The sequence below is a fragment of the Rhodococcus sp. WMMA185 genome, from assembly GCF_001767395.1.
Lineage (GTDB): Bacteria > Actinomycetota > Actinomycetes > Mycobacteriales > Mycobacteriaceae > Rhodococcus_F.
The window spans coordinates 3,552,192-3,574,920 of the sequence record NZ_CP017014.1; the positions used below are offsets into that span (position 1 = coordinate 3,552,192).

A 22,729-nucleotide genomic window follows, 5' to 3' on the forward strand; every position below is an offset into this window, starting at 1 on the left:
GACAAACCCTTTTATACCCGGTTCACCTATCACTAGGGTGACATACCCGAATCCCATCCGCGCAGATCAATACCACCTATACGGCCCTGTGCGTGTGTCCCGCCACACGAGTCCCCGACACTTGCCGGTGCGTCACCAATGCTCTCGATGAGTCTGCCGAGCCTACGCCGACCAGAAATTCGGAGGCCCGGACCGGAGCCGCGGGTACCGATCAGGGTCGGCGCGATACCGGCTCGGATCAAGGCCTGAGCCAACGGTGCATGAGTATCCGGGGCATGTGGATCGAGCCCGAGGACAAACCGCTGACCCCCGGCTTCACTCCGGCCCGAGGCCAACGCCCACGCCCTCAGCTGGCGCGCTGACGGAACCCAGCCCGCGGGCACCGCCTTGACCGCACCTCTGGTCCATTGCTCAGCGAGTGGACCCAGTTCCACGACGGATCCGGTACGAACCAGGAGGCTGCCCTCGTCGCTGCGGGTGATCTCGACCTCGAGGCCGGCCTCAGCTATCAACTCCTCGAGCCCCTCCGCTCGCCACCGTGCATCGACCACGATGGAGACCCGCGCTCGTTCACCCGACGAAACCACCTGCCCCGGCGCAGCAAGGAGCCCACTGAGGTCGGCGATCGCCGGTGGCATTGCCTCGGCGGAGAAGAAGGAGAGTTGACTCACTGGAACATTCCTTTTGCCACGGCACCATTGTCGTAGAACGACTCGTCCCCCACCGCCTCGGACGATGGGGGACGAGTGAGACGCGGCCGCGGAAGGCCCGTCTGTCTGAACTACATGTTCACGACGGTGAACGGCAGGATCAGACTGCGCGAACGCCGGTGGCCTGGGGACCCTTGGTTCCCTGGCCGACCTCGAACTCCACGCGCTGGTTCTCCTCGAGGGTGCGGAATCCGCTGCCCTGAATCTCGGAGTAATGGACGAAGACGTCAGCCGAGCCGTCCTCGGGTGCGATGAAGCCGAAGCCCTTTTCTGCGTTGAACCACTTCACAGTGCCCTGTGCCATGCTTTTCCTTCTCTTTCTAACCACCGGATGCGACGGATAGCGCTTATCAATCCGCCGGGCCGGTTCCGAGCGCTGTACTACTTGATTTCCCCCTCAGGAAAAGCAGAGCACCGCGTTCGCAACATCGATCCTGCGAACGCTCACTCTTTCAAGTCCACGAACACAGAAGCTGCGACCAGTTGTAGTCAACCACGAACTCCGCGTGCACGACAGTCGAAATCAACACAATTCGTACAAAAAAGTTCATCCCGTACCGAAAAGCAGTCGAACGCGGCATTCCCCCAAGCGTCTGCAACACCCCGGACAACAACTTCTAGAAACCATTCGATACCATTATCGGCGCGCAGGTCGTGGCGGCATGGAAGCTACTCGCCCGTCCCCGACGACAGCCGGAGACATAAGTGAACGCACCGTTTTCACCGAGTGACAACAGTGAAAATGCGGACCGAACATACGGCCGTATGTTGCTCGACCGAGTTCTCGAAGGCGTCCCCAGCGGCGATACCCCGCTGACCTTCGCTGCGGATATTCCGGCGCGGCCATCCTCAATGTCCGAGTGGCCCGCCTGGGCGCATCCCAGCCTTGTTCGGACTTTGCAGGAGAACGGGATCGCCCGCCCATGGAGCCACCAGGCCGCGGCCGCCGACCTTGCGCACAATGGGACGAACGTCGTCGTATCGACCGGCACCGCATCGGGCAAGTCACTGGCCTATCAGCTTCCGGTACTCACAACTCTGGCGACAAAACCGCGAGCGACTGCCCTCTACCTCTCCCCTACCAAGGCGCTCGGTGCCGACCAACTGCGGGCCGTAATCTCGCTCATCGACCCCGAAGACGAACTCCGCAGCGCATATCCGTGCGAGTACGACGGCGACACGGCAATGGAAACGCGGCACTGGGCCCGGGAGAATTCACGGTGGCTGTTCACCAATCCCGATATGCTGCATATTTCCTTGCTTCGCACCCATCAACGCTGGGCGCACTTCTTCCGTAATCTCGCCTTCGTGGTGATCGACGAATGCCACTCCTACCGTGGCGTCTTCGGCTCCAATGTGGCACTTGTGCTGCGTCGCCTCCGCCGTATCGCCGCACGCTACGGCGCCGACCCCGTCTTTGTGCTCGCCTCCGCCACCACCGCAGACCCTGGTGTAGCGGCCTCGCGCCTGATTGGCGCACCCTGCGCCGAGGTGGTGGAAGACGGTTCTCCCCGAGGGCCTAGAACGATCGCGCTCTGGGAGCCACCCCTCATGCGGGACTCAACCGGCGAAAACGGCAGTCCGAACCGTAGATCGGCAGATTCGGAAGCCGCACGAATCATGGCTGACCTGGTGGTTGAGGGCGCTCGCACTCTCACGTTCGTGCGCTCACGCCGTAGTGCCGAATTGACCGCACTGACGACCAAACGTCTACTCGGCGGGGTGGATTCCGAACTCGCAGCGCGGGTCGCGTCGTATCGCGCCGGCTATCTCGCCGAGGACCGCCGAGAACTCGAGTCCGCACTCGCCAACGGCACGCTCCTCGGCGCGGCCACGACAAACGCATTGGAACTCGGTGTCGACATCGCGGGTCTCGACGCCGTATTGGTGGCTGGATTCCCCGGCACAGTGGCATCCTTCTGGCAACAAGGTGGCCGATCCGGACGTCGCGGCCAGGGCGCACTGGTGGTTCTGGTCGCCCGCGACGATCCCCTGGATACCTACTTGGTGCACCATCCGTCCGCGCTACTGGACAAGCCGGTCGAGGCTACGGTCACGGATCCGAGCAACAGGTACGTTCTAGGTCCACAGTTGCTCTGCGCGGCAATGGAATTACCCCTCTCCAATACGGAGGCCGAAGAATTTGGCGCAGTCGACCTCCTTGGAGAACTCGCAGAGCAGGGCTTGATCCGACGCCGAACGAATGGCTGGTTCGTGACCGCCGGAACAAATCCTCATGCCGCCCTGGACATTCGCGGCGGAATCGGAGCGCAAGTCGCAATTGTTGTCGCCGAATCGGGACGCATGCTCGGAACTGTCGATGCGGGGCGCGCACCTGCGACTGTGCATCCCGGCGCCGTCCACTTCCATCAGGGAGAGTCGTACGTCGTCGACGAACTCGACCTCGAGCAGGGACTCGCCCTGGTCCATTCGGAGGATCCCGACTGGACTACGTCCGCCCTCGAGACCACCGAGATCGCAGTCACCGCGGTGCTCGAGCAGAAACTGTTCGGCGAACTCGAAGTGGCACTGGCCGAGGTCGAAGTCACACATCAAGTGACGGGGTATCTGCGCCGACACCCTTCGGGTTCGATCCTCGACGCCGTCGAATTGGAGATGCCGGTGCAGACGCTGCCCACCCGCGCAGTCATGTACACGATTACCCCCGAACTTCTGTTGAAGGCGGGTGTGCCGGCCGAACGCGTACCCGGCGCACTACACGCGGCAGAACATGCCGCCATCGGCCTACTGCCACTGGTCGCGGCATGCGATCGAGGCGATATCGGCGGTGTCTCGACCGCCTTGCACGCCGACACCGGGCTACCGACGGTCTTCGTATATGACGGCCATCCCGGTGGTGCCGGATTCGCCGATCGAGGACACACCGAAATCACCCACTGGCTCTCTGCAACCAGAGAAGCGATCGTGTCCTGCGAGTGCACGATCGGTTGCCCGTCCTGCGTGTACTCGCCCAAGTGCGGAAACGGGAACGACCCACTGGACAAGGATGGGGCCATACGGGTCCTCACTTCGGTGGTGACGGCACTGGGTTGAGCGGCACCGGGTTGACGCGGACAGTCGGCCCATCGGTCCATCGGTCCACGAACGGATAGGCCAGAGCCGACCGTCTGCGTCAGGAGCGTGAACTCCAACGTGCACTTCATATTTGAATGAACGACTTACCAGGCCTCACTCCGCCGGACCCGCCCTCGCGACAGCCTTCGCCTCGCGGAACCCGAACGAGGACAGCAGTACCGGCGCCGCAACGGCCACCTCAACATCCCATCCGTCTACTTCACAGGACACCATTGCGGTGCGCATCCGTTCGATGACCTCGTCTGCTGCGGCGCAGGCCGCTCTGGTGCCACGATCCAACCCGACCGCGGCGGAAAGTGCGGCCAGATCCGCGGCCGACTGCGCCCTGTGCCGTACCGACACCGCCGACCCGACGTGCATCAACATGACCGTGACCACGACAAGTGCCGCAAGTCCGAAGCACGCCAGCACTGTCGCCGAACCCCGGTCACCGGCCATCACCGCGCACCTCCGCTCCACCCCGAAACCGTGGGTTCGAGTGCCGCAACGGCTTCTGCCGAGATGTTCACCAGTGGAAGAAACGGACTACTCACCCGCACAGTAGCGACGATGAACTCCCCTTCCGTCCGGACTCGCACCTCGGCACCGTCTGGGGCGACTCTGGCCGCAGCGGAAAGCGCTGACTCGTGATCACCACGGGCGGCGAGCCTGGCAGCCTCACGTGCTGAATCGACGCATCGGACGTGTAGCGTCGCCGCTGTGACCGTGCCGACACAGAGCACGATAACCATCATGGTCGACGCTATCGCAATCGCCACCTCCACCGTCACGCCTCCGACTTCCGAACGACCAAGTCTCCCAATCTGAATCATCACACTGATGTGTTGAGCGCTTTGTCGATAATGTTCGTCAAGGCGGTGACGATGCTGTCGCCGGTCACGACCGAGTAGAGAATCGCGCCAAAGGCCGCGGCTGCGATCGTGCCGATCGCGTATTCCGCGGTCGACATTCCTTCGTCGTCCATTACCAGCAGCGCCAGTCTGGCTGTCAGTTCGCTGATTCGGCGTTCCATGATGTCCCCCTCTTGGAGTATCCGACACAGCGGTTCTGCGCCGGAAGTATCTATTTGTCACAGCAATCCGCCGTCGAGTACGCGTGAGGCCAGTCCGACCACGACCGGGATGATCCCGAGGCAGATGAACGCCGGCAGAAAGCACAGCCCTAGCGGCCCGCTGATGAGCACCCCGGCACGTTCGGCAGATGCCGCTGCCGAATGCTCGGCTTCCATACGGCTGTCGGTGGCGAGTTCGGTCATCGAACTCGCCAGCGAGGAACCCGATCGCGCCGACCGTCGCGCCATGCGGGCGAGTGATTCGGTGGCCGGGTCCGATGCTGCCGTCTCCCATGCGCTGGTGGGGTCGGCTCCCAAGGCAAGCAGATCGGCGGCACGGCGCAGCGATCGAGACAATGGCGGCGGGGCCGAGCGAGACACTGCCTCGGCGGCCGACGCGACCGGGAGTCCCGCACGCAAGCACGCTGCCAGCAGGTCGAAACTCGCCGCGACCGCGAGAGGATCGTCACGTGTTGTCACACCCTTCGCTGAGACAGCGGCGCCAGTCGAGACGTCGTCGTGTCGTTGCAGACGCTGCATCGGCGGCTTGCGTCCGGGGAAGACCAGCAACGCGCCAGCAGCGAGGAGCACTGCACACCAGATCATCCGGTCACACGTCCCGTGATTCGGTCAGTCCACAGCAGGCCCACACATACCAGCCCCGCTCCCAGGATCAAGAGGATTCCGCCGAGCCCACCGCCGGACAGCACCGTCACGGGGGCCGCGCCCATCATCTCTCCAAGGCCTATACCCAGCAGCGGTAGCCCGGCGAGCACACTTGCCGTTGCCCTCGCCCCCGCCAGCCCGGCCTCGGTGCGCTGACTGAAGCGACTACGCCCCAAGAGATCCGCACGCGCAGCCTCGAGAAGCTCCACCAACGCCAAGCCGTGTGCTTCCGCAACGGCCCAGATGTCGGCGATCCTCCCTAGCTCGATTCCGACGCGAGAGCTGGTGATCCGGAATCCGTCAGCAGCAGACCCACCGAGACGTGAGCGCGCCGCGGCCGCCCGGAAGGCTGCCGATACGGCGCCCTTGCACTCGTCGGCCGCGATCTCACAGGCCGCAGCCGGATGTGTGCCCACGCGTAGTTCCGCCGCAACCACCTCGAGGCTCGACAGGATGAGCCGCAGTTCAGCGTTCTTCGCCCGGGTCGAACGGCGGCGAGCGAGCCTGAACCATACTGTCGCACAGATGATTATCGTCGCCAATACCGCGAAGTACCCGCCCATTTCGTATACAGCCACAGCGCCGATCAGTGCGAGCGGAACCGTCCAGGGAACCGGCGCCCGTCGGCGGGTTGATATTCCGCCGATCATCGCGTTCAACCGGGGCTGTGATCTTGAAGGCGGCACCACCAGCACCGCAAGAGCGAGCGTGAGCAGACCTGTGATCACGGCACCTCCACGGGTGCCGGATCGAAGGATCCTCGCCGAGAGCACAGGTGCGCAAGTCGCTGCGCTCCCGGCCCCTCACCGATGAACTCACTCCAGGCGGGCATGATCGTGACCTTCCCGTCCTCGTCGCGTGTGACGACACCGATCTGGGTCAACCGGCGAGCTCCATCCGAGGACCGGTGGACGTGCAGGATCACCTGAACGGCGGCAGCTAGTTGGCTGTGCAAGGCAGATCGGTCCATTCCCCCCAGGGCTGCCAACGCTTCGAGCCGTGCAGGCACCTCCTCTGGCGAGTTCGCATGCACGGTTCCCGCGCCACCGTCGTGCCCTGTATTGAGTGCAGTCAGCAAATCGACGACCTCAGCGCCCCGCACCTCACCGACGACGATTCGGTCCGGGCGCATCCGGAGGGACTGTCGGACGAGATCCCGGACGGTTACCTCGCCGACGCCTTCGACATTGGGAGCCCTGGCTACCAACCGAACCACATGTGGGTGCGTAGGCGACAATTCTGCGGCGTCTTCCACACAAACGATCCGCTCGGCCTGATCGACCGCCCCGAGCAGAGCAGCCAAGAGAGTTGTCTTCCCCGCTCCCGTGCCGCCGGTGACCAGGAAAGCGAGCCGCGCATGGATGATCTTCAACAACAATTGGTGTGCGTCTTCCGCCACGGCGCCGCGCGCAACCAGCGCGTCGAGACCCTGTGTAGCCGGACGAAGAACCCGCAGCGACAGGCAGGTACCGCCCTGAGCAACGGGGGCGAGCACGGCGTGGAGCCGAACTCCGAACGAACCGTTCCCGACCTCTCGAAGCCGTCCGTCTACCCAAGGTTGCGCGTCATCGAGTCGGCGGCCGGCAGTCAAAGCAAGGCGCTGGGCCAGACGGCGCACCGCAGCCTCGTCGGGAAATCGGACAGCCGTGCGTTCGAGCCCGCGACCGCAATCTACCCACACCTGATCCGGTGCGGTGACGAGCACGTCGGCGATACCGGGCTCGGTTAGCAACGATTCGAGCGGACCGACCCCAGTGAGTTCGGTCATCAGTACGCGGAGAGCGGCGAGCAGGTCCGTGTCGCCGAGCACTCCACCGGACTCCGCACGAACAGCTGCTGCGACCATCGCCGGCGTTGGTTCGCCGGACGCGTGCGCGAGACGCTCGCGCACGCGGTCGAGAAGGTCCGGGGTAACGAGGGAACTCACGCTGCCCACTTCCGCGACCGCGGTCTACTGCCAACCGTATCGAGGACGGTCCCGGCTGCGACGGTCAGCGGGGATCGTTTGCCAGGACTCAGTCCCCCGTGTTCGAGCATCCCGGTGAGCCGGCGCTCGGCACGCATCGATGCGATCAACGGCAGTTCGAGGACCTCCGCCACATCGGGCCCGCGCAACCCTCCAGGTGCCGGTCCGCGAACCACCAAGCCTTGATTAGGGTTCAGATCGGCGATCCACGCCGATACCTTTCCGGCCGCGATGCATGCACGCACGGTTGCCGGGACGACGAGAAGCACGAGATCCGCCACTTCGAGAATGGTCTCCGTGACCTGGTTGGGGAATCGGGACGCATCGCAGACGACCAGATCGCCCGAATCGCGGCCGGCGTCGATCACGGCACGGACCGCAGCCGCCGTCGGCCCCGTATTGCCGTGACTCCTCCGGCCGCAGGCAAGCACCCGAAGCCGCTCGCCAAGCGGTGGGAGTGCATCGCGCAGGGCGGCGGCGGAGATGCGACCTCCCTCGATAGACAATCCGGACCATCGCAACCCCGGCACCTCCTCGATGCCAAGCAACACGTCGATACCGGATCCCCAAGCGTCGGCGTCGAGCAGAAGTGTCGACTGCGTCCGCGCCGCGGCGGTGAGTGCGATCGCCGCGGCCAAGGTGGAGGCGCCGGCACCACCACACCCACCCACGACGGCGAGGACGGCCCCGTCCCCTTCCACCCGTTCAAGTTGCTCACCGAGCACGGCGACGAGTGCCGCTTCATCGTCTGGCACTCCCAGCACGTGCTCTGCTCCGACCGCGGTTGCAATCCGCCACTCCTCGACAGCCGGTGGGCCATCGCACAGCAACACCACGCGGGGTCGACGGGGGAGCCGGTTGCGGCACTCGATCGCAGCATGGCGGTCGACGATCACGATGGGCGCGGTTCCCCACACGCGCCGCGCATCCGCGATATCGGCCTCGTTCAACCCCCGGTCGGCCGCTGCGGCGACCCGTCTGATGCTGTGCAGCAGCGCTGGGTCCTCGACCAATACCAGCACTTCATCGCCGCTTTCTGCGTCCATGCAGTGAGCGTGCCCGGTAGATCGGACCACCGAAAGGGAGTCTGCTCGAACTGTGGACAACTTCTGCCCTGTGGACAAAATCTGGTACTGACGCACCAATTTACGGACAGGAAATCGCCGCTGCGCGCATTGAGAAAATGGGGTGCCCTAGATAGAGGACGACCCTCGCCAGGGGGGGAGGAGGCGAGGGTCGTCTGCGTTCAGCCCCGGGGGGTCGGGCTGAACACCGTCCGGATCAAGTCCGGAACATTTGCCATAGTACACCTTCCCCGATCGGTATCCGCAAGTGCGATTGTTGAGCCTGTTTACAGCGCGGAAACATCGCGAGCGTTCGGTATCCGAACACCGATTCCGGACGCTATTCCGGACAAGATTCCGGATATTGTCGGGATCGAACTTCACTTCAGTCGGGGGCTCTGCGGGCCCTGAGCAACCATCTGCCGTACCGGGGGAGTCACTACGAACCGGCAGAGCGAGTATCCACGCCTACTACCGCAGCCTCGATCGGGAAGCCGCAATCGTACCCCGATGGGCATGTCGGCAAATCCGTCCCCGCCGGCGCCCGAGATCCACACGCCGCGCTGCCCGCACACCGCACTCACCGCACACCGCACTCACCGCACGCCGCACTCACCGCACGCCGCAGTGACCGCACGCTGACTTCGCGCACCGACGGCGAAGGACAGCATCCACATGAGGCGGTTTTCGTTGCCTCAGCGAAAGAAATGCAATCAACCATGTGGAGACCGCAACTGGAAACTGTTGGCCCATATCAACTTTCTCGATTCCAACCCACCTCCGAACATTCTCGATCCGACATGGCGGCCAACACCATCGAATCCCTGCCGCCGCGAGCTCGCGGACCAGCGCCGAGAGTCCCGATCTTCCGACGAGCAGTGCGCCACAAGCCCCGAACACGCCGGTGTGCGACACGGTCACAAACCGAATTTGGCCCTTGCAGCTAGGGTTGCCACGGGGTACAAAGGAGTTACGGAAGAACGGAAGGCCAAAATCGACCCGGAAGAGAAGGATCGATTTCCCGACCAGGATTCCTAGCACGGGCACTCGGTACCCACGCGGAGCACAAGCCACTATAAGGGCGAAAGCGTTGTGGGCCTGCGAGACTCGAGTTCGATCGGCAAGGAACCTGCACCGGTTGCAGGACGACCCGACGGCTACGAACTCTCGCCGAGGCCAGTCACACAACCCACCGAGCACGCTTGGTAACCAGTTGTCCGTGCTGATGGGCGGCGAAGCTGACGTAGTCGGTAGCGCCGCCCTCGTTGCGTCTAGGCCGATCTTCGCCTGCAGCACAGGAGATTTCAGCGAAAGCCCTCAGCCCGAGGCTGCATCTGCGATCGAAGTCGCCTCTCGCGCACCCGCCTCGAATGCACCGCAGCACAAGATGACCCAGCTTCCAACGCCCTCCGTCTCGCCGGAAGCGAATGCCGCAGCTGCGTTGCGATACGCCTGCGGTCGACGCAACCAGCTGACCTCCGGCACCCCGAGATTGTGGGGATCGAGTCCGCTCGACACGGCCACGAGGCGAGACGCGGCACGAGCGACGATACCGTCGCCGACTCCGAACGGCCTCAGCGTCAACAATTCCCCGTGTACCACGGCTGCCAGAATGGGAGCTGGCGCATCCGTCCCCCCGGTAACGAGCTGCGCGAGTCCATCCAGGCGCTCAGCCACACCACGGTCGGCACGGGGCCTACCCAACAGTTCTTGATTCTCCACGAGGTCGGCCGCAGCCAGCAGATGCAGTCTCGCGAGCGCTTGGAGGGGTGCTCTCCTCCACGTGGACTGAAGGAGCGCGAGCGCGTCACCGTCGAGCGCCTGCCCGACGCGAAGGGAACCCGACAGAATCGGATCGCCTGGTTGCCCTGGAGTGGGAAGTTCAGTGCTGCCCCCGTCGAGCGAAGCCGAGGCGCGGGCACCCCTGACCGCGGCCTCGGCCGCCGTGGTCGGCCACCCGCGCCGGTTGGCCCGGTGCCGGTGAACTGCGCCGAGTGCCTCACGCGCACGATCCGCGGCCTCGCGGACTCCGGGAAGGTCGACGAGGGGCTGCAATGGATCGCTCACAGCTCAGAACGCTACCCGGCGCCTCACTGCGTCGGGTAGCGCCCCGTGTCAGACGCCGAGCGGGATCGATCCGCCGGGAATCGCCTCGAGCAACTTCCGCGTGTAGTCCTCGCTCGGGGAGCTGAACACTTCGTCCGTGGTGGCTTGCTCCACGATGGCACCGGCCGACATGACCAGCACGTCGTCGGCGATCTGCCGAACGACCGCCAGGTCATGGGTGATGAACAGATACGTCAACCCCAACTCTGCCTGCAGGTCGTTGAGCAGAGTCAGAATCTGATCCTGAACCAGCACGTCCAACGCCGACACCGCCTCGTCACACACCACCATTTCTGGTTGCAGAGCCAGCGCCCGGGCGATCGCCACGCGCTGCCGCTGCCCCCCGGACAACTCATTCGGGAACCTTCGCATCACCGAGGTCGGCAGCGCTACCTTGTCCAGCAAGTCACGAACCCGCGCTTCCCTTTCCGCCTTGGTCCCCACCTTGTGGGTACGAAGGGGCTCCTCGATGGTTCGGAAGATCGAGTACATGGGGTCGAGCGTGCCGTAAGGGTTCTGGAAGATGGGCTGCACCCGGCGACGAAAAGCGAGCACCTCCCGACGGTCGAGCATCGAGACATCCTTGCCGTCGAACACAACGTTCCCCGACGTGGGGGCTAGAAGCCCAAGGACCATCTGTGCAACGGTCGACTTTCCGGACCCGGACTCGCCCACGATGGCGGTGGTCGTTCCGCGCCGGACAGAGAACGAGACATCGTCGACGGCCTTGAACTCGGAAGTCTTGCGCAGCCCGTGACGGATCTTGAAAGCCTTGTTCAGACCGGTGACCACGAGAACATCATCGGTGGCACGACCGAACTCCACTCCGATCTCGCCGTGCTGCTCGGCCTCGCCGACCGCTTCGAGGGAATGCTCCCGGATGTCGGCTCGGGCCAGCGACGAGCTTCGCCGCTGCGACGCCAGTGACGGCGCTGCGGACACCAGCTTCTGCGTGTACGGATGGCGCGGCCGCTGCAGGATTTCCAGAGCGGGACCCGACTCGACGACCTGCCCCTTGCTCATCACGATCAGGTGTTCGGCCCGCTCTGCGGCAAGACCCAGATCGTGGGTGATGAGCAGAACCGCCGTGCCGAGTTCGTTGGTGAGACCATCGAGGTGGTCGAGGATCTGCCGCTGGACCGTGACGTCTAGAGCCGAAGTCGGCTCGTCCGCGATCAGCAGCTGCGGGCGCGCCGCCAAACCGATGGCGATGAGCGCACGCTGTCGCATGCCGCCGGAGAATTCGTGCGGGTACTGCCTCAGGCGGTTCTCGGCATCGGCGAGACCTGCCTCCTCGAGCAACTCGGCCGCGCGAACCTTCGCCGCCTTTCCTTTCGCAACGCCGTTGGCCTTCAACGCCTCCTCGATCTGGAACCCGACCTTCCACACCGGGTTGAGGTTGGACATCGGGTCCTGAGGTACCAGTCCTATATTTCGTCCACGCAACCCGACGAACTCCCGCTCGGAGATCCCGGTCAGATCCCTTCCCTCGAAGAGAATCTGGCCCCCGGTCACCTTTCCGGTTCCGGGAAGCAGGTTGATGATCGCGTGAGCGGTGGTGGACTTACCCGATCCGGACTCGCCGACGATCGCCACTGTCTGCCCCGGGTAGACCGTCAGGCTCACCCCACGCACTGCCGGCACGCTGCCGGAATGAGACTCGAAGGACACCTCCAGGTCCCGGATCTCGATCAGCGGCACCTCTTCTCCCGAATCCTGCTGTCCGGCTAGTTCGTTCGTGGACATCGCGCTCACCTCTTCCTCGCCTTGGGGTCAAGCGCGTCCCGCAGAGCGTCGCCCATCATGATGAACCCGAGCACCGTGATCGCCAGTGCCGTGGCCGGATAGAACAAGATCGGAGAGCCCTGACGCAAGGTGACCTGGGCCGTGCTGATGTCTCCACCCCACGAAACCTCGGTAGTCGGCAACCCGATCCCTAGGAAGGACAGCGTTGCCTCGGCAACGATGTAGATACCGAGCGAGATCGTCGCGATCACGATGATCGGGGCCAGCGAATTCGGTAGAACATGTCGGATGAGCGTGCGCCAATTCGACACACCCAGCGCCCGCGACGCCATCACGTAGTCGTTGTTCTTCGCCGAGATCACCGCGCCGCGAGCGATTCGTGCCATCTGTGGCCAGCCGAACAGCGCGAGGACGAGGATCACCGTCCAGATGGTGCGGTCGGTGAACAACTGCATCAAGACGATCGCGGCCAGGATGAACGGGATGCCGAAGAAGATGTCGGTCACTCTGGACAGCACCGAGTCCACCACTCCGCCGTAGAACCCAGCGACGGCGCCCAGGGCCACTCCCACGACCAACACCAGCGAGGTGACCCCGACGCCCACCAGCACCGACGCCCGCGCCCCGTAGATGGTGCGCGAATATATGTCGCAACCCTGCCTGTCGAAGCCGAACCAGTGACCGGACGACGGACCCTGCATGCTGAACGTCAGGTCGCAGAACCGCGGGTCAGTGCTGGTGAACAGGCCGGGAAAGGCGGCGACCGCCACGACGACGAGGATGATCAGCGACGCCACCACGAACAGCGGACGCCGGCGCAGATCCCGCCAGGCATCGGCCCACATGCTCGTCGGTGGCTGGTCGATATGCACGGCGTCGACCTCTGCGGGCGCGGCCACTTGTTCGGGCGCAACGAAATGCGCTTGACGGTCCTTCCGGCCACCCGCGGTAACGGCACTGTCGGTCTGCTGATTCTCAGGCATAGCGAATCCTCGGATCGAGCGCGGCGTACAGGAGGTCAACTATCAGGTTGGCCAGCAGAAATACGATGATGAGTACCGTCACGAAGGACACCACCGTGGGCGCCTCGCCGCGGGTCACTGCCTGATAGATCGTGCCGCCGACACCGTTGATGTTGAATATGCCCTCGGTGACGATCGCGCCACCCATCAGAGCGGCGAGATCCGCCCCGAGGAATGTGACGACCGGGATCAGGGAGTTGCGCAGGACATGCACCTGCACCACCCGCCGGCGAGAAAGCCCCTTCGCTGTAGCCGTTCTCACGTAGTCGGTTGTCAGGTTCTCCGCCACCGAGGTCCTGGTCAGTCGCAACACGTACGCGAAGGACACCGCACCGAGCACGAAAGCGGGCAACAGCAGATTCTTGAAGCTCGTGTTCCCGCCAACGGTCGGCGGCACCAACCCCCATTTGACGCCGATGAAGAACTGGGCCAGGAATCCGATCACGAAGATCGGGATCGCAATGATCACCAGGCTCACGACCAGGACCGAGCTGTCGAAGATGCCGCCCTTTCGCAATCCGGCAAACAACCCGAACCCGATCCCGAAGATCCCTTCGATGGCCAGCGCCATCAGCGAAAGCTTGAGGGTGATCGGGAAGGCCTGTGCCAGAACCTCGCTGACCGGACGGCCGGAGAAGGACATCCCGAAGTCGAGGGTGAAGATTCCTTTCAGATACAGCAGATACTGCATCAGAAAGGGCTGATCAAGGTTGTAGCGGGCGCGGAGCTCCGCAGCGACACCCGGACTGAGTGCCCTGTCGCCCGCGAGAGCCGCAATCGGATCTCCCGGCAAGAGGAACACCATGGCGTAGATGAGGAAGGTCGCCCCGATGAACACGGGGATCATTTGGAGCAAGCGGCGACCGATATACCAGAGCATCGGATCACCTCCTATTCATAGGGCTGTGACGTCAGGGGTGGCGACGTTGAAGGCTTTGCATTCCCTGAAGTGGGGCCGCGAACGGTCTGCTCGCGGCCCCACCGATGTCGTCGAAGAGTGGAGCGTCAGTTCTTCACGATGTCGGAATACATCGGGACGCCCTTCCAGTCGATCGTCACGTTCGATACGACCTCCGACCAGCCGGCAGCAGCGTTGCGGTACCACATCGGCACGGCGGGAAGATCGTGTAGCAAGACTTCCTGCGCCTGATTGAGCAGGTCCTGGGACTGCTGTGGATCGGTCTCGCCCGCGGACTCCACGAGCAGCCGGTCGAACTCCGGGTTGGAGTAGTCGCCGTCGTTCGAACCGCCACCCGTTTGGTAGTTCTGAGAGAGGAAACCGTACTGCTGCGGGTAGTCGCCCTGCCACCCCGAACGGAATGCGCTCGGGACGGTGCGATTCGTGACCTCGGTGCGGAACTGCGCGAACGTCGGGTACTCCCTGCCCATCGCCTCGATACCAAGGGTGTTGCGAATGCTGTTGCTGACCGCGTCCACCCAGTCCTTGTGCCCACCGTCGGCGTTGTAGGCGATCTCGAAGCTTCCCGACCACGGGGCGATGGCGTCGGCCTCGGCCCACAGCCTCCTGGCTTCGTCCGGGTTGTACTTCAGATTGTCGTTGCCGTCCAGAGAGCCCGACCATCCCGCGAGGGCGGGGCTGGTGAAATCGAGTGCAGGGGTGCGGGTGTCATTGAAGATCTGTTGGGTGATCTGGTCGCGGTTGATAGCCATCGAGATGGCCTGACGTCGCAGCGTGCCTTCCTCACCGCTGAAGTGCGGCAGGCGGCTCGGAATCGTGAACGTCTCGATGGTCGCAGACGGCTGGTTGACCGTACGACCCGGAAGATCGCTCTCGAACGTGGTGACGGCGCTCGGGGGGACCTGGTCGAGCACGTCGACGTTGTTGGCCAACAGGTCCGTGTACGCCGTGTCGAGGTTGTTGTACATGATGAAGTCGATGCCGGAGTTCTCCGCCTTGCGGTTGCCGTCGTAGTCGGGGTTCACCACCGTGTCGATGCGCACGTTGTGCTGCCACGCTCCGGGTCCGGCCAACATATACGGACCGTTGCCGATCGGGTTTTCGCCGAACGCGGCCATGTCCTCGAACGCGACGGCGGGCAGCGGGTAGTACGCGGTGAACCCGAGCCGGTCAGGGAAATCGGCCTCCGGCTGCTTCAACTCGATGGTGAATGTGGAGTCGTCCACCACGTTCAGTCCCGACATCGTCGTCGCGGTTGGATTCTCCGCTGCCACCTCGTCATAGCCCTGGATCGGTTCGAAGAACGAGGCCTGGATTTGCCCATTCGTGGACAGTGCACCGTAGTTCCACGCGTCGACGAACGAGGAGGCTGTCACGGGCGTACCGTCCGTGAACGTCCATCCGTCCTGCAATTCCACGGTGAAGAGCTGGCCGTCGGCGGTGTCGATGGAGTCTGCGACCTCGTTGCTGATCCGGCCGTCGGCGTCGTACGAGACCAGACCCGCGAACAGCGAATCGAGGACGCGCCCACCCATGTTCTCGTTCGTATCGGTGGGAATGAGCGGATTCTGCGGCTCACCGGCCCAGGCGTTGACGACTCCGGCGCCGCCTCCGCCCGTAGAAGTGCCGGTCGAACAGGCAGCCAACAGCGCTGTTGCCATGCCAACCGCCAGGGCAGCGGTAGCCACGCGTGTGATGCGCAAGACGATCCTCCCAGATCTCTAGTCAGTTGAGGCTGTGGTCCGGGCGCAACCCGAACCGACCGCATCAATCGAACTGCGACCGGGGCGGAGGATCGACCGTCCGAACGGATGATCAACTGCCCGAACCCGGACGGATAATGTGTTGACAATAAGTCACAGCCCGAGTCTGCGTAACCCCGAAACATGAAACTCGACACATCAACATTCGGCAAGCGGCGTTCGTCACGCAACACCCCGCTCGTCGTCGTCACCTTCCGTCGGTCGCGCAAACCGGACCGGTCGTCGCAGAACCCTGGCGTCCAACTGTGTGATTAGCTGCACTCGAAAGTCACATGTGGCTACCTTCACATGTGTCGGAACTATCGATACGAGACGGAAAGAAGGCCGGGCCACCTATGACCAACGCTGCCGAACACGAAGCCTCCCCGCAGGTGTACCCGCCTAGCCCCGAGTTCACGGCGGCCGCCAACGCGGGGCCCGGACTCCAGGCCGCCGCCGACGAAGACCGTCTGGCTTTCTGGGCGAAGCAAGCCGAGCGCCTGCATTGGCACGTGCCGTTCGGCGAGGTACTCGACTGGTCCGGGGCTCCGGTAGCCAAGTGGTTCGTCGGCGGCCAACTCAACGTCGCATTCAACTGCGTCGATCGCCACGTCCTCGAGGGCAACGGCGACCGTGTCGCCATCCACTTCGAAGGCGAACCGGGCGACACTCGCGACCTGACCTACAACGATCTACTCGCCGAGGTCAGCCGGGCTGCCAATGCCTTCACCGACCTCGGCCTGGTGGCCGGCGACCGGGTTGCGATCTACATGCCGATGGTCCCCGAGGCCATCGTCACGATGCTCGCCTGCGCACGCCTCGGGCTGACCCACTCGGTTGTATTTGCCGGGTTCTCCGCCAACGCGCTGCGTTCACGCATCGACGACGCCGAAGCCAAACTCGTCGTCACGGTTGACGGGCAGTGGCGGCGCGGTCAGGCAGCAGCGCTCAAGCCCGCTGTCGACGAGGCCGTGGACGGCGCGAAGTCCGTGCAGAACGTGGTCGTGGTGAAGCGCACCGGCATCGACGTAGAGGTCACCGAGGGTCGAGACCTGTGGTGGCACGAAACTGTCGACAAGGCCTCCGACCAGCACGAGGCCAGGCCGTTTGACTCCGAGCATCCGCTGTTCATCCTGTACACCTCGGGTACCACCGGAAAGCCCAAGGGCATCATCCACACCTCCGGCGGCTACCTCACCCAGGCCTCCTACACCCACCACAACGTCTTCGATCACAAAGCCGGACAGGACGTGTACTGGTGCACCGCCGACATCGGCTGGGTGACCGGACACAGCTACATCGTCTACGGACCTCTGTCGAACGGTGTCACCCAGGTGGTCTACGAGGGCACCCCGAACTCTCCGGACGAGCACCGGCACTTCCAGATCATCGAGAAGTACGGCGTCACGATCTACTACACCGCACCGACCCTGGTACGGACATTCATGAAGTGGGGACGCGAGATTCCGGACTCCCACGACCTCTCGTCGATCCGGCTCCTCGGCTCTGTCGGCGAGCCGATCAACCCCGAGGCCTGGAGATGGTTCCGTGAGGTGATCGGTGGAAACCAGGCGCCCATCGTCGATACCTGGTGGCAGACCGAGACCGGGGCGATCATGATCTCTCCGCTGCCCGGCATCACCGCCGCCAAACCCGGATCCGCAATGGCACCGCTGCCCGGAATCTCCGCCAAGATCGTCGACGACGATGCCAACGAGCTCGGCAACGGCGAGAGCGGGTACCTCGTGCTCGACCAGCCCTGGCCCTCGATGCTCCGCGGCATCTGGGGCGACATGGACCGCTATCGCGACACCTATTGGTCTCGCTACCCCGAGCAGGGCTGGTACTTCGCGGGCGACGGCGCCAAGTACGACGAGGACGGCGCACTCTGGGTCCTCGGCCGTGTCGACGACGTGATGAACGTCTCCGGACACCGCATCTCCACGTCCGAGGTCGAATCCGCCCTCGTCGGTCACAAAGGTGTCGCCGAAGCCGCCGTCGTCGGAGCCTCGGACGAAACCACTGGACAGGGCATCGTCGCGTTCGTCATCCTCCGTCAGGAGGTCGAGAACACCGGCGAAGATCTCATTGCCGAACTGAAAGCCGAAGTGTCCCGGGAGATCAGCCCCATCGCCAAGCCCCGGCAGATCACCATCGTCCCGGAACTGCCCAAGACGAGATCCGGCAAGATCATGCGCCGGCTACTCCGTGACATCGCCGAAGGTCGCGACCTCGGTGATACGTCAACTCTGGTCGACCCCAAGGTGTTCGACGCCATTCGCGGCAAATAGACGCACCCCGTCCGAACAAGTCGGAGTGGTTGACGAGTCTTGGTGCTCGTCAACCACTCCGAGAGTCAGGCCCCCACTTCGTCGAGCGACTCGTTCTTCGTTTCCTTCATCACCAGCAGGGCAACGAAACTGATTGCCGCTGCGACCAAGAGATATACACCCACCCAACCGACTCCGTAGGTGGTGGCCAGCCATGCGGCAATGAACGGAGCGACGGCCGCGCCCAGGATACTGGCGGTGTTGTATGAGATACCCGAACCCGTGTAGCGCACGTTGGTCGGGAACAACTCGGGCAGGACGGCACTCATCGGCCCGAAAGTCATGCCCGTCAACACCATTCCCATCGCGAGGAACACAAGCATGCGAGTGGTACCGATCGTCTCCTGATCGAGCATGACGCCGAACGACAACCCGAACACCATGATGGTGCCGCTGACGACCAGCAGTGTGATGCGCCGACCGTAGCGGTCGGCCAGCCATCCCGACACGGGGATGGAGGCAGCAAAGAACAGGACCGCGATCAGCTGGAGGACCAGGAAGTCGGTGTACTGGAAGCTGGGCCCGCCGTCACCCGGGGTGCTGGTCTTGCCGGTCCCGTAGCTCAACGCCCAGGTCGTCATGATGTAGAACAGCGTGTACGTGGCGAGCATCACAAACGTACCGATGATCAGTTGTCGCCAGCTGCTCTTGAATACCTCGGCCAGAGGGGTCTTCACCTTCTCGCCCCTCGCCACGGCGCGGGCGAACACCGGGGTCTCCTCGAGCCTCAGCCGCACGTACAGGCCGACCATGACCATAACTGCGCTGAGCAGGAAGGGAATACGCCAACCCCACGTGAGGAAGGCGCTATCGAGGTCGGCACTGTTCTTGTCGTGGTTCATGAGTTCGGCAATGATCAGAAACAGACCGTTGGCGAGCAAGAACCCGATCGGCGCCCCCAGTTGCGGCCACATCGCCGCCCAGGCGCGCTTGCCCTTCTTCGCGGTCTCGGTCGCGAGAAGTGCTGCGCCACTCCACTCACCGCCCAGTCCCAGCCCCTGACCGAACCGCATCAGGGCCAGCAGCGCGGGCGCGGCGATACCGATGTGAACGTATGTCGGCAGCAATCCGATCACGAACGTGGCGATACCCATCGTGAGGAGCGAGCCGACAAGTGTGGCCTTGCGACCGACGCGATCACCGAAGTGCCCGAACAGAATCGACCCGAGTGGCCGGGCTACGAAGGCAAGACCGAACGTGGCGAGCGACGCCAGCAGCGCCGTCGAACTGTTCCCCTCGGGGAAGAACAGATACGGGAATACCGACACGGCCGCGGTCGCGTAGATGTAGAAGTCGTAGAACTCGATGGAGGTACCCACCATGCTCGCGACAATGATCCGGCGACGTGGGACGTCGCCGACGGTTGTTTCGTCATCGGCTTCCAGCCGTGACGTATCGACTGCACCATTCACTCGAATTTCCCCTCCTTGGCTAATTTCAGGGGGAAGAGACTAGAGCCCATCTACCAGGAAGGTGACACCGCATGCCTTCGGTTTGACGCGTTGGATATGCTCTCCGCCTGGTGTGCCGGGAAGTCTGGTCGGCAAATCTATTGCCATGCCCGGACCACGTCGTTAGCGAGAGAACCCATTGACTCTGCCTGTGTCCTTACCTCTGCGTTCCGAATTCGCTCGGTACCTCCGCACCGAGACCATCGGCGGATCGATCCTCCTGGTCGCCGCTGCCGTAGCCCTCGTGTGGGCAAACTCGCCAATCGCCGATAGCTACTTCGCGCTTCGTGATTGGCAGATCGGACCGCAGTCACTTCACCTGGATCTGACAATCGGGACTTGGGCGAAGGACGGACTTCTTGCGGTCTTCTTCTTCGTCGCCGGCATGGAGCTCAAACGCGAACTGGTGGTCGGCGAGCTCGCCGACCGGCAGCGAGCTCTGCTTCCGGTCATCGCGGCGATCGGCGGTGTGGTGATACCCGCGATCATCGCCGCGAGTATCGGCTTCGGAGCCCCCGGCATGGATCGTGGCTGGGCCATCCCCGTCGCCACCGATATTGCCTTTGCGCTCGGCGTCCTCGCTCTGACCGGTTCCCGGATCCCGGCGAGTGCCCGAGTCTTCCTGCTGAGTCTGGCCGTCGTCGACGATCTTCTCGCCATCATTTTGATCGCGGTGTTGTTCACCAGCTCGATCGCAATGCTGTGGCTGATGGGCGCGGTGGCTTGCGTCGCCGTCTACGCGTACGCACAGCGCAAGCGGATCACCACACCGTGGCTCTACGTTCCACTCGCGCTGTTGACCTGGTATTGCGTTCACGAGGCAGGCATCCATGCCACGCTGGCCGGCGTCGCCCTCGGACTCCTGACCAGAGTGCGACGCGATCCCGGTGAGGACGAAGCCCCGGCAACGCGGCTAGAGCACCGCATCCAACCGTGGTCGGCCGGCGTGTGCGTCCCACTGTTCGCGCTATTCGCATCCGGCGTACCTCTGAGCAGCGACTTGCTCGGACAGCTGTTCACCAATCCCATCTCGCTGTCCGTGATCGCAGGTCTCCTCGTTGGCAAGACCGTCGGAATCTTCGGCGTCTCGTGGCTCGCGATTCGTCTGGGTATCGCGAAGAAACCACGTGCACTGGAGTTCCGCGACGTGTTTGCCCTGTCAGTGCTCGGCGCGATCGGGTTCACCGTTAGCCTTCTAGTAGCGGATCTCGCGCTTGCGGGAGTCGGCGACGGCAGCGAGGCCGAAATCGCTAAAGTCGCGGTACTCGTGACATCGTTGGCCGCGTCACTGATTGGATCAGCGTTACTGTGGCGGCGCGGTCGGGCGCATGCGAGCAGGAAGGAAGACTCGGACGTGCTAGAGCAACTTGGAGGGGTCGACAAGTGAGCAACACTCACGGCAAGGGAGAGCACCAGCGGTACACGGGCGACGGGGTACCGAACACGGTGTCGTCGATTCCGCTCAGCGATGTGGACGCTCAGACGCCTGCCGAGGCGAGCCTCGGCACGCTGGTAAAACACGCGACTGCTCAGGTTTCCACGCTGGTCCGCGCAGAGGTGGAACTCGCCAAGGCCGAGGTGACAAGCCAGGTCAAGAGGGGCGTGCAGGGCGGCGTGTTCTTCATTCTCGCGCTCACCGTTCTCCTGTTCAGTTCGTTCTTCTTCTTCTTTTTCCTCGCCGAACTCCTCGACGTGTGGATCCCCCGTTGGCTGGCGTTCCTGATCGTCTTCCTCATCATGGTCGTGGCGACGGCAATCCTCGGCCTGATCGGCTACAGACGGGTGCGGAAACTGCGTGCGCCCGAGAAGACCATCGATTCGCTGAAACAGGCCAAGACCGTCCTGCCGACCTCGCTCTCGGATGCGGAGGACCATCTCGCATCTTCCAGCGGGCGTCACGCTCGGTAACTCACGCCTGTGGCACCACCTGACCCATCTACGGTTCGCTTCGATGGCCCCTGGATTCACCGTGACATTCACGCCAACGGAATTCGCTTTCACACCGCTGAGGTCGGTGCGGCCGCGCCGGAAGCCCCGCTCGTCATCCTGCTGCACGGGTTCGCGGACTTCTGGTGGTCGTGGCGTCATCAACTGACAGCACTGTCGTCGGAGGGTTACCGCGCGGTCGCGGTCGACCTCCGCGGATACGGCGATTCCGACAAGCCGCCCCGCGGATACGACGGGTGGACACTGGCCGGTGACATCGCGGGACTGATTCGTGCGATGGGCTACGGCGAGGCGACACTCGTCGGCCACGCGGATGGTGGCCTGGTCTGCTGGGCAACCGCCATCCTGCACACCCGTCTCGTGCGGTCTATCGCACTGGTCAGCTCGCCCCATCCGATTTCGCTCAAGCAGGCTGTGCTCCGGGACCGGCACCAGCGCAGGGCATTGCTGCCTCCCTTCGTCTCATACCAGCTTCCGTGGCGACCGGAACGTCGCCTCACCCGTGACGAAGGCGCAGAGATCGAGCGGTTGATCCGCGAACGATCGGGTCCCGGGTGGGTGGACAACCCAGAGTTCGAGGTCGTGCATTCACGAATGAGATCAGCGATCCAGATTCCCGGAACCGCACATTGCACCCTGGAGTATCAGCGATGGGCGTTCCGAAGCCAATTCAGGCCGGACGGCAGTCGTTTCATGGCCGCGATGGACCAGAAACTGCGGATGCCGGTGCTGCACATTCACGGCGACCTCGACCCTTACGTGCTCGCGGACACTGTGCGGCGAAGCCACCAGTTCGCACCCTCCCAGAATCTGTTCACGGTCACCGGTGTCGGTCACTACGCGCATTGGGAGTCCCCGGAACGAGTGAACGCTGCCCTGCTCGACCATTTGAAGCCATAGACCTGGCAGCGCT

21 protein-coding genes are annotated in these 22,729 nt (G+C 63.6%); 6 read left to right on the top strand and 15 right to left on the bottom strand.

Going from position 1 to position 22,729, the window contains the following annotated elements; translation table 11 throughout:
• Positions 1-32 precede the first annotated feature (32 nt).
• Together BFN03_RS15990 and BFN03_RS15995 are read right to left on the bottom strand one after the other, a co-directional pair.
• A complete protein-coding gene (locus BFN03_RS15990) occupies positions 33-671 on the bottom strand; it encodes a hypothetical protein (protein WP_084385646.1) in 639 nt (212 codons plus the stop codon).
• A gap of 139 nt (positions 672-810) precedes the next feature.
• Positions 811-1,014: a cold-shock protein gene (locus BFN03_RS15995; RefSeq protein WP_005248460.1), complete on the bottom strand. Its 204-nt coding sequence runs from the start codon at positions 1,012-1,014 to the stop codon at positions 811-813.
• Positions 1,015-1,475: 461 nt separating this feature from the next.
• Here BFN03_RS15995 and BFN03_RS16000 point away from each other — a divergent pair, with 461 nt between their 5' ends.
• Complete coding sequence (locus tag BFN03_RS16000) at positions 1,476-3,764, top strand: DEAD/DEAH box helicase (protein WP_070379833.1); 2,289 nt, start codon at positions 1,476-1,478, stop codon at positions 3,762-3,764.
• Between the two features lie 135 nt (positions 3,765-3,899).
• Here the strand turns inward: BFN03_RS16000 and BFN03_RS16005 are convergent, their stop codons facing one another.
• The 12 genes from BFN03_RS16005 to BFN03_RS16060 all read right to left on the bottom strand — a co-directional run bounded on the left by BFN03_RS16005 (position 3,900) and on the right by BFN03_RS16060 (position 16,049).
• Positions 3,900-4,244 carry an Rv3654c family TadE-like protein gene (locus BFN03_RS16005; protein WP_070380989.1) on the bottom strand — a complete coding sequence of 115 codons (345 nt, stop codon included), beginning with the start codon at positions 4,242-4,244 and terminating at the stop codon, positions 3,900-3,902.
• Entirely contained in the window at positions 4,244-4,618 is a 375-nt protein-coding gene (locus BFN03_RS16010; RefSeq protein WP_070379834.1) for a TadE family type IV pilus minor pilin, read from the bottom strand. The genes BFN03_RS16005 and BFN03_RS16010 overlap by 1 nt, the downstream gene beginning before the upstream one ends.
• Positions 4,618-4,818: a DUF4244 domain-containing protein gene (locus BFN03_RS16015; protein ID WP_070379835.1), complete on the bottom strand. Its 201-nt coding sequence runs from the start codon at positions 4,816-4,818 to the stop codon at positions 4,618-4,620. The genes BFN03_RS16010 and BFN03_RS16015 overlap by 1 nt, the downstream gene beginning before the upstream one ends.
• A gap of 57 nt (positions 4,819-4,875) precedes the next feature.
• Positions 4,876-5,463: a type II secretion system F family protein gene (locus BFN03_RS16020; RefSeq protein ID WP_070379836.1), complete on the bottom strand. Its 588-nt coding sequence runs from the start codon at positions 5,461-5,463 to the stop codon at positions 4,876-4,878.
• Positions 5,460-6,251, bottom strand: a complete 792-nt coding sequence (locus BFN03_RS16025) for a type II secretion system F family protein (RefSeq protein ID WP_070379837.1) — start codon at positions 6,249-6,251, stop codon at positions 5,460-5,462. Before BFN03_RS16025 ends, BFN03_RS16020 begins: the two co-directional genes overlap by 4 nt.
• Positions 6,248-7,450, bottom strand: coding sequence for a TadA family conjugal transfer-associated ATPase (locus tag BFN03_RS16030; RefSeq protein WP_070380990.1), 1,203 nt, complete (start codon positions 7,448-7,450; stop codon positions 6,248-6,250). Before BFN03_RS16030 ends, BFN03_RS16025 begins: the two co-directional genes overlap by 4 nt.
• Positions 7,447-8,535 carry a septum site-determining protein Ssd gene (gene ssd / locus BFN03_RS16035; RefSeq protein WP_070379838.1) on the bottom strand — a complete coding sequence of 363 codons (1,089 nt, stop codon included), beginning with the start codon at positions 8,533-8,535 and terminating at the stop codon, positions 7,447-7,449. Before ssd ends, BFN03_RS16030 begins: the two co-directional genes overlap by 4 nt.
• 1,335 nt (positions 8,536-9,870) lie before the next feature.
• Positions 9,871-10,620: an oxidoreductase gene (locus BFN03_RS16040; RefSeq protein WP_070379839.1), complete on the bottom strand. Its 750-nt coding sequence runs from the start codon at positions 10,618-10,620 to the stop codon at positions 9,871-9,873.
• Between the two features lie 48 nt (positions 10,621-10,668).
• The gene (locus BFN03_RS16045) at positions 10,669-12,414 is read right to left on the bottom strand and encodes a dipeptide ABC transporter ATP-binding protein (protein WP_084385647.1); all 1,746 of its coding nucleotides are present in this window, start codon (positions 12,412-12,414) and stop codon (positions 10,669-10,671) included.
• Positions 12,411-13,388 carry an ABC transporter permease gene (locus tag BFN03_RS16050; RefSeq protein WP_070379840.1) on the bottom strand — a complete coding sequence of 326 codons (978 nt, stop codon included), beginning with the start codon at positions 13,386-13,388 and terminating at the stop codon, positions 12,411-12,413. The genes BFN03_RS16045 and BFN03_RS16050 overlap by 4 nt, the downstream gene beginning before the upstream one ends.
• Positions 13,381-14,307: an ABC transporter permease gene (locus BFN03_RS16055; protein ID WP_070379841.1), complete on the bottom strand. Its 927-nt coding sequence runs from the start codon at positions 14,305-14,307 to the stop codon at positions 13,381-13,383. The genes BFN03_RS16050 and BFN03_RS16055 overlap by 8 nt, the downstream gene beginning before the upstream one ends.
• A gap of 125 nt (positions 14,308-14,432) precedes the next feature.
• Positions 14,433-16,049, bottom strand: coding sequence for a peptide ABC transporter substrate-binding protein (locus tag BFN03_RS16060; RefSeq protein ID WP_070379842.1), 1,617 nt, complete (start codon positions 16,047-16,049; stop codon positions 14,433-14,435).
• Positions 16,050-16,232: 183 nt separating this feature from the next.
• Between BFN03_RS16060 and BFN03_RS20925 the strand changes: the two genes are divergently transcribed.
• Entirely contained in the window at positions 16,233-16,364 is a 132-nt protein-coding gene (locus BFN03_RS20925) for a hypothetical protein (protein WP_269748451.1), read from the top strand.
• Between the two features lie 80 nt (positions 16,365-16,444).
• Positions 16,445-18,379: an acetate--CoA ligase gene (gene acs / locus BFN03_RS16065; protein WP_070379843.1), complete on the top strand. Its 1,935-nt coding sequence runs from the start codon at positions 16,445-16,447 to the stop codon at positions 18,377-18,379.
• A gap of 65 nt (positions 18,380-18,444) precedes the next feature.
• On the opposite strand, the gene BFN03_RS16070 is transcribed toward acs, so the two are convergent.
• Entirely contained in the window at positions 18,445-19,830 is a 1,386-nt protein-coding gene (locus BFN03_RS16070; protein ID WP_070379844.1) for an MFS transporter, read from the bottom strand.
• A 190-nt stretch (positions 19,831-20,020) separates the two neighbouring features.
• On the opposite strand from BFN03_RS16070, the gene nhaA reads away from it, so the two are divergent.
• Genes nhaA through BFN03_RS16085 form a run of 3 tightly spaced genes read left to right on the top strand, consistent with a single transcriptional unit; the run spans position 20,021 to position 22,716 of the window.
• Complete coding sequence (gene nhaA, locus BFN03_RS16075) at positions 20,021-21,256, top strand: Na+/H+ antiporter NhaA (protein WP_070379845.1); 1,236 nt, start codon at positions 20,021-20,023, stop codon at positions 21,254-21,256.
• Complete coding sequence (locus tag BFN03_RS16080; RefSeq protein WP_070379846.1) at positions 21,253-21,777, top strand: phage holin family protein; 525 nt, start codon at positions 21,253-21,255, stop codon at positions 21,775-21,777. Before nhaA ends, BFN03_RS16080 begins: the two co-directional genes overlap by 4 nt.
• A gap of 9 nt (positions 21,778-21,786) precedes the next feature.
• On the top strand, positions 21,787-22,716 hold the full coding sequence (locus BFN03_RS16085) for an alpha/beta fold hydrolase (protein WP_070379847.1): 930 nt from the start codon (positions 21,787-21,789) through the stop codon (positions 22,714-22,716).
• Positions 22,717-22,729 lie beyond the last annotated feature (13 nt).

Excerpts from the sequence above, each read along its gene's own strand:
- BFN03_RS16050 (WP_070379840.1), bottom strand. The coding sequence starts at position 13,388 with ATGCCTGAGAATCAGCAGACCGACAGTGCCGTTACCGCGGGTGGCCGG.
- BFN03_RS16005 (WP_070380989.1), bottom strand. The coding sequence starts at position 4,244 with ATGGCCGGTGACCGGGGTTCGGCGACAGTGCTGGCGTGCTTCGGACTT.
- ssd (WP_070379838.1), bottom strand. The coding sequence starts at position 8,535 with ATGGACGCAGAAAGCGGCGATGAAGTGCTGGTATTGGTCGAGGACCCA.
- BFN03_RS20925 (WP_269748451.1), top strand. The coding sequence starts at position 16,233 with ATGAAACTCGACACATCAACATTCGGCAAGCGGCGTTCGTCACGCAAC.
- BFN03_RS16000 (WP_070379833.1), top strand. The coding sequence starts at position 1,476 with ATGTTGCTCGACCGAGTTCTCGAAGGCGTCCCCAGCGGCGATACCCCG.
- BFN03_RS15995 (WP_005248460.1), bottom strand. The coding sequence starts at position 1,014 with ATGGCACAGGGCACTGTGAAGTGGTTCAACGCAGAAAAGGGCTTCGGC.
- BFN03_RS16015 (WP_070379835.1), bottom strand. The coding sequence starts at position 4,818 with ATGGAACGCCGAATCAGCGAACTGACAGCCAGACTGGCGCTGCTGGTA.
- BFN03_RS16020 (WP_070379836.1), bottom strand. The coding sequence starts at position 5,463 with ATGATCTGGTGTGCAGTGCTCCTCGCTGCTGGCGCGTTGCTGGTCTTC.
- BFN03_RS16010 (WP_070379834.1), bottom strand. The coding sequence starts at position 4,618 with ATGATTCAGATTGGGAGACTTGGTCGTTCGGAAGTCGGAGGCGTGACG.
- acs (WP_070379843.1), top strand. The coding sequence starts at position 16,445 with ATGACCAACGCTGCCGAACACGAAGCCTCCCCGCAGGTGTACCCGCCT.
- BFN03_RS16055 (WP_070379841.1), bottom strand. The coding sequence starts at position 14,307 with ATGCTCTGGTATATCGGTCGCCGCTTGCTCCAAATGATCCCCGTGTTC.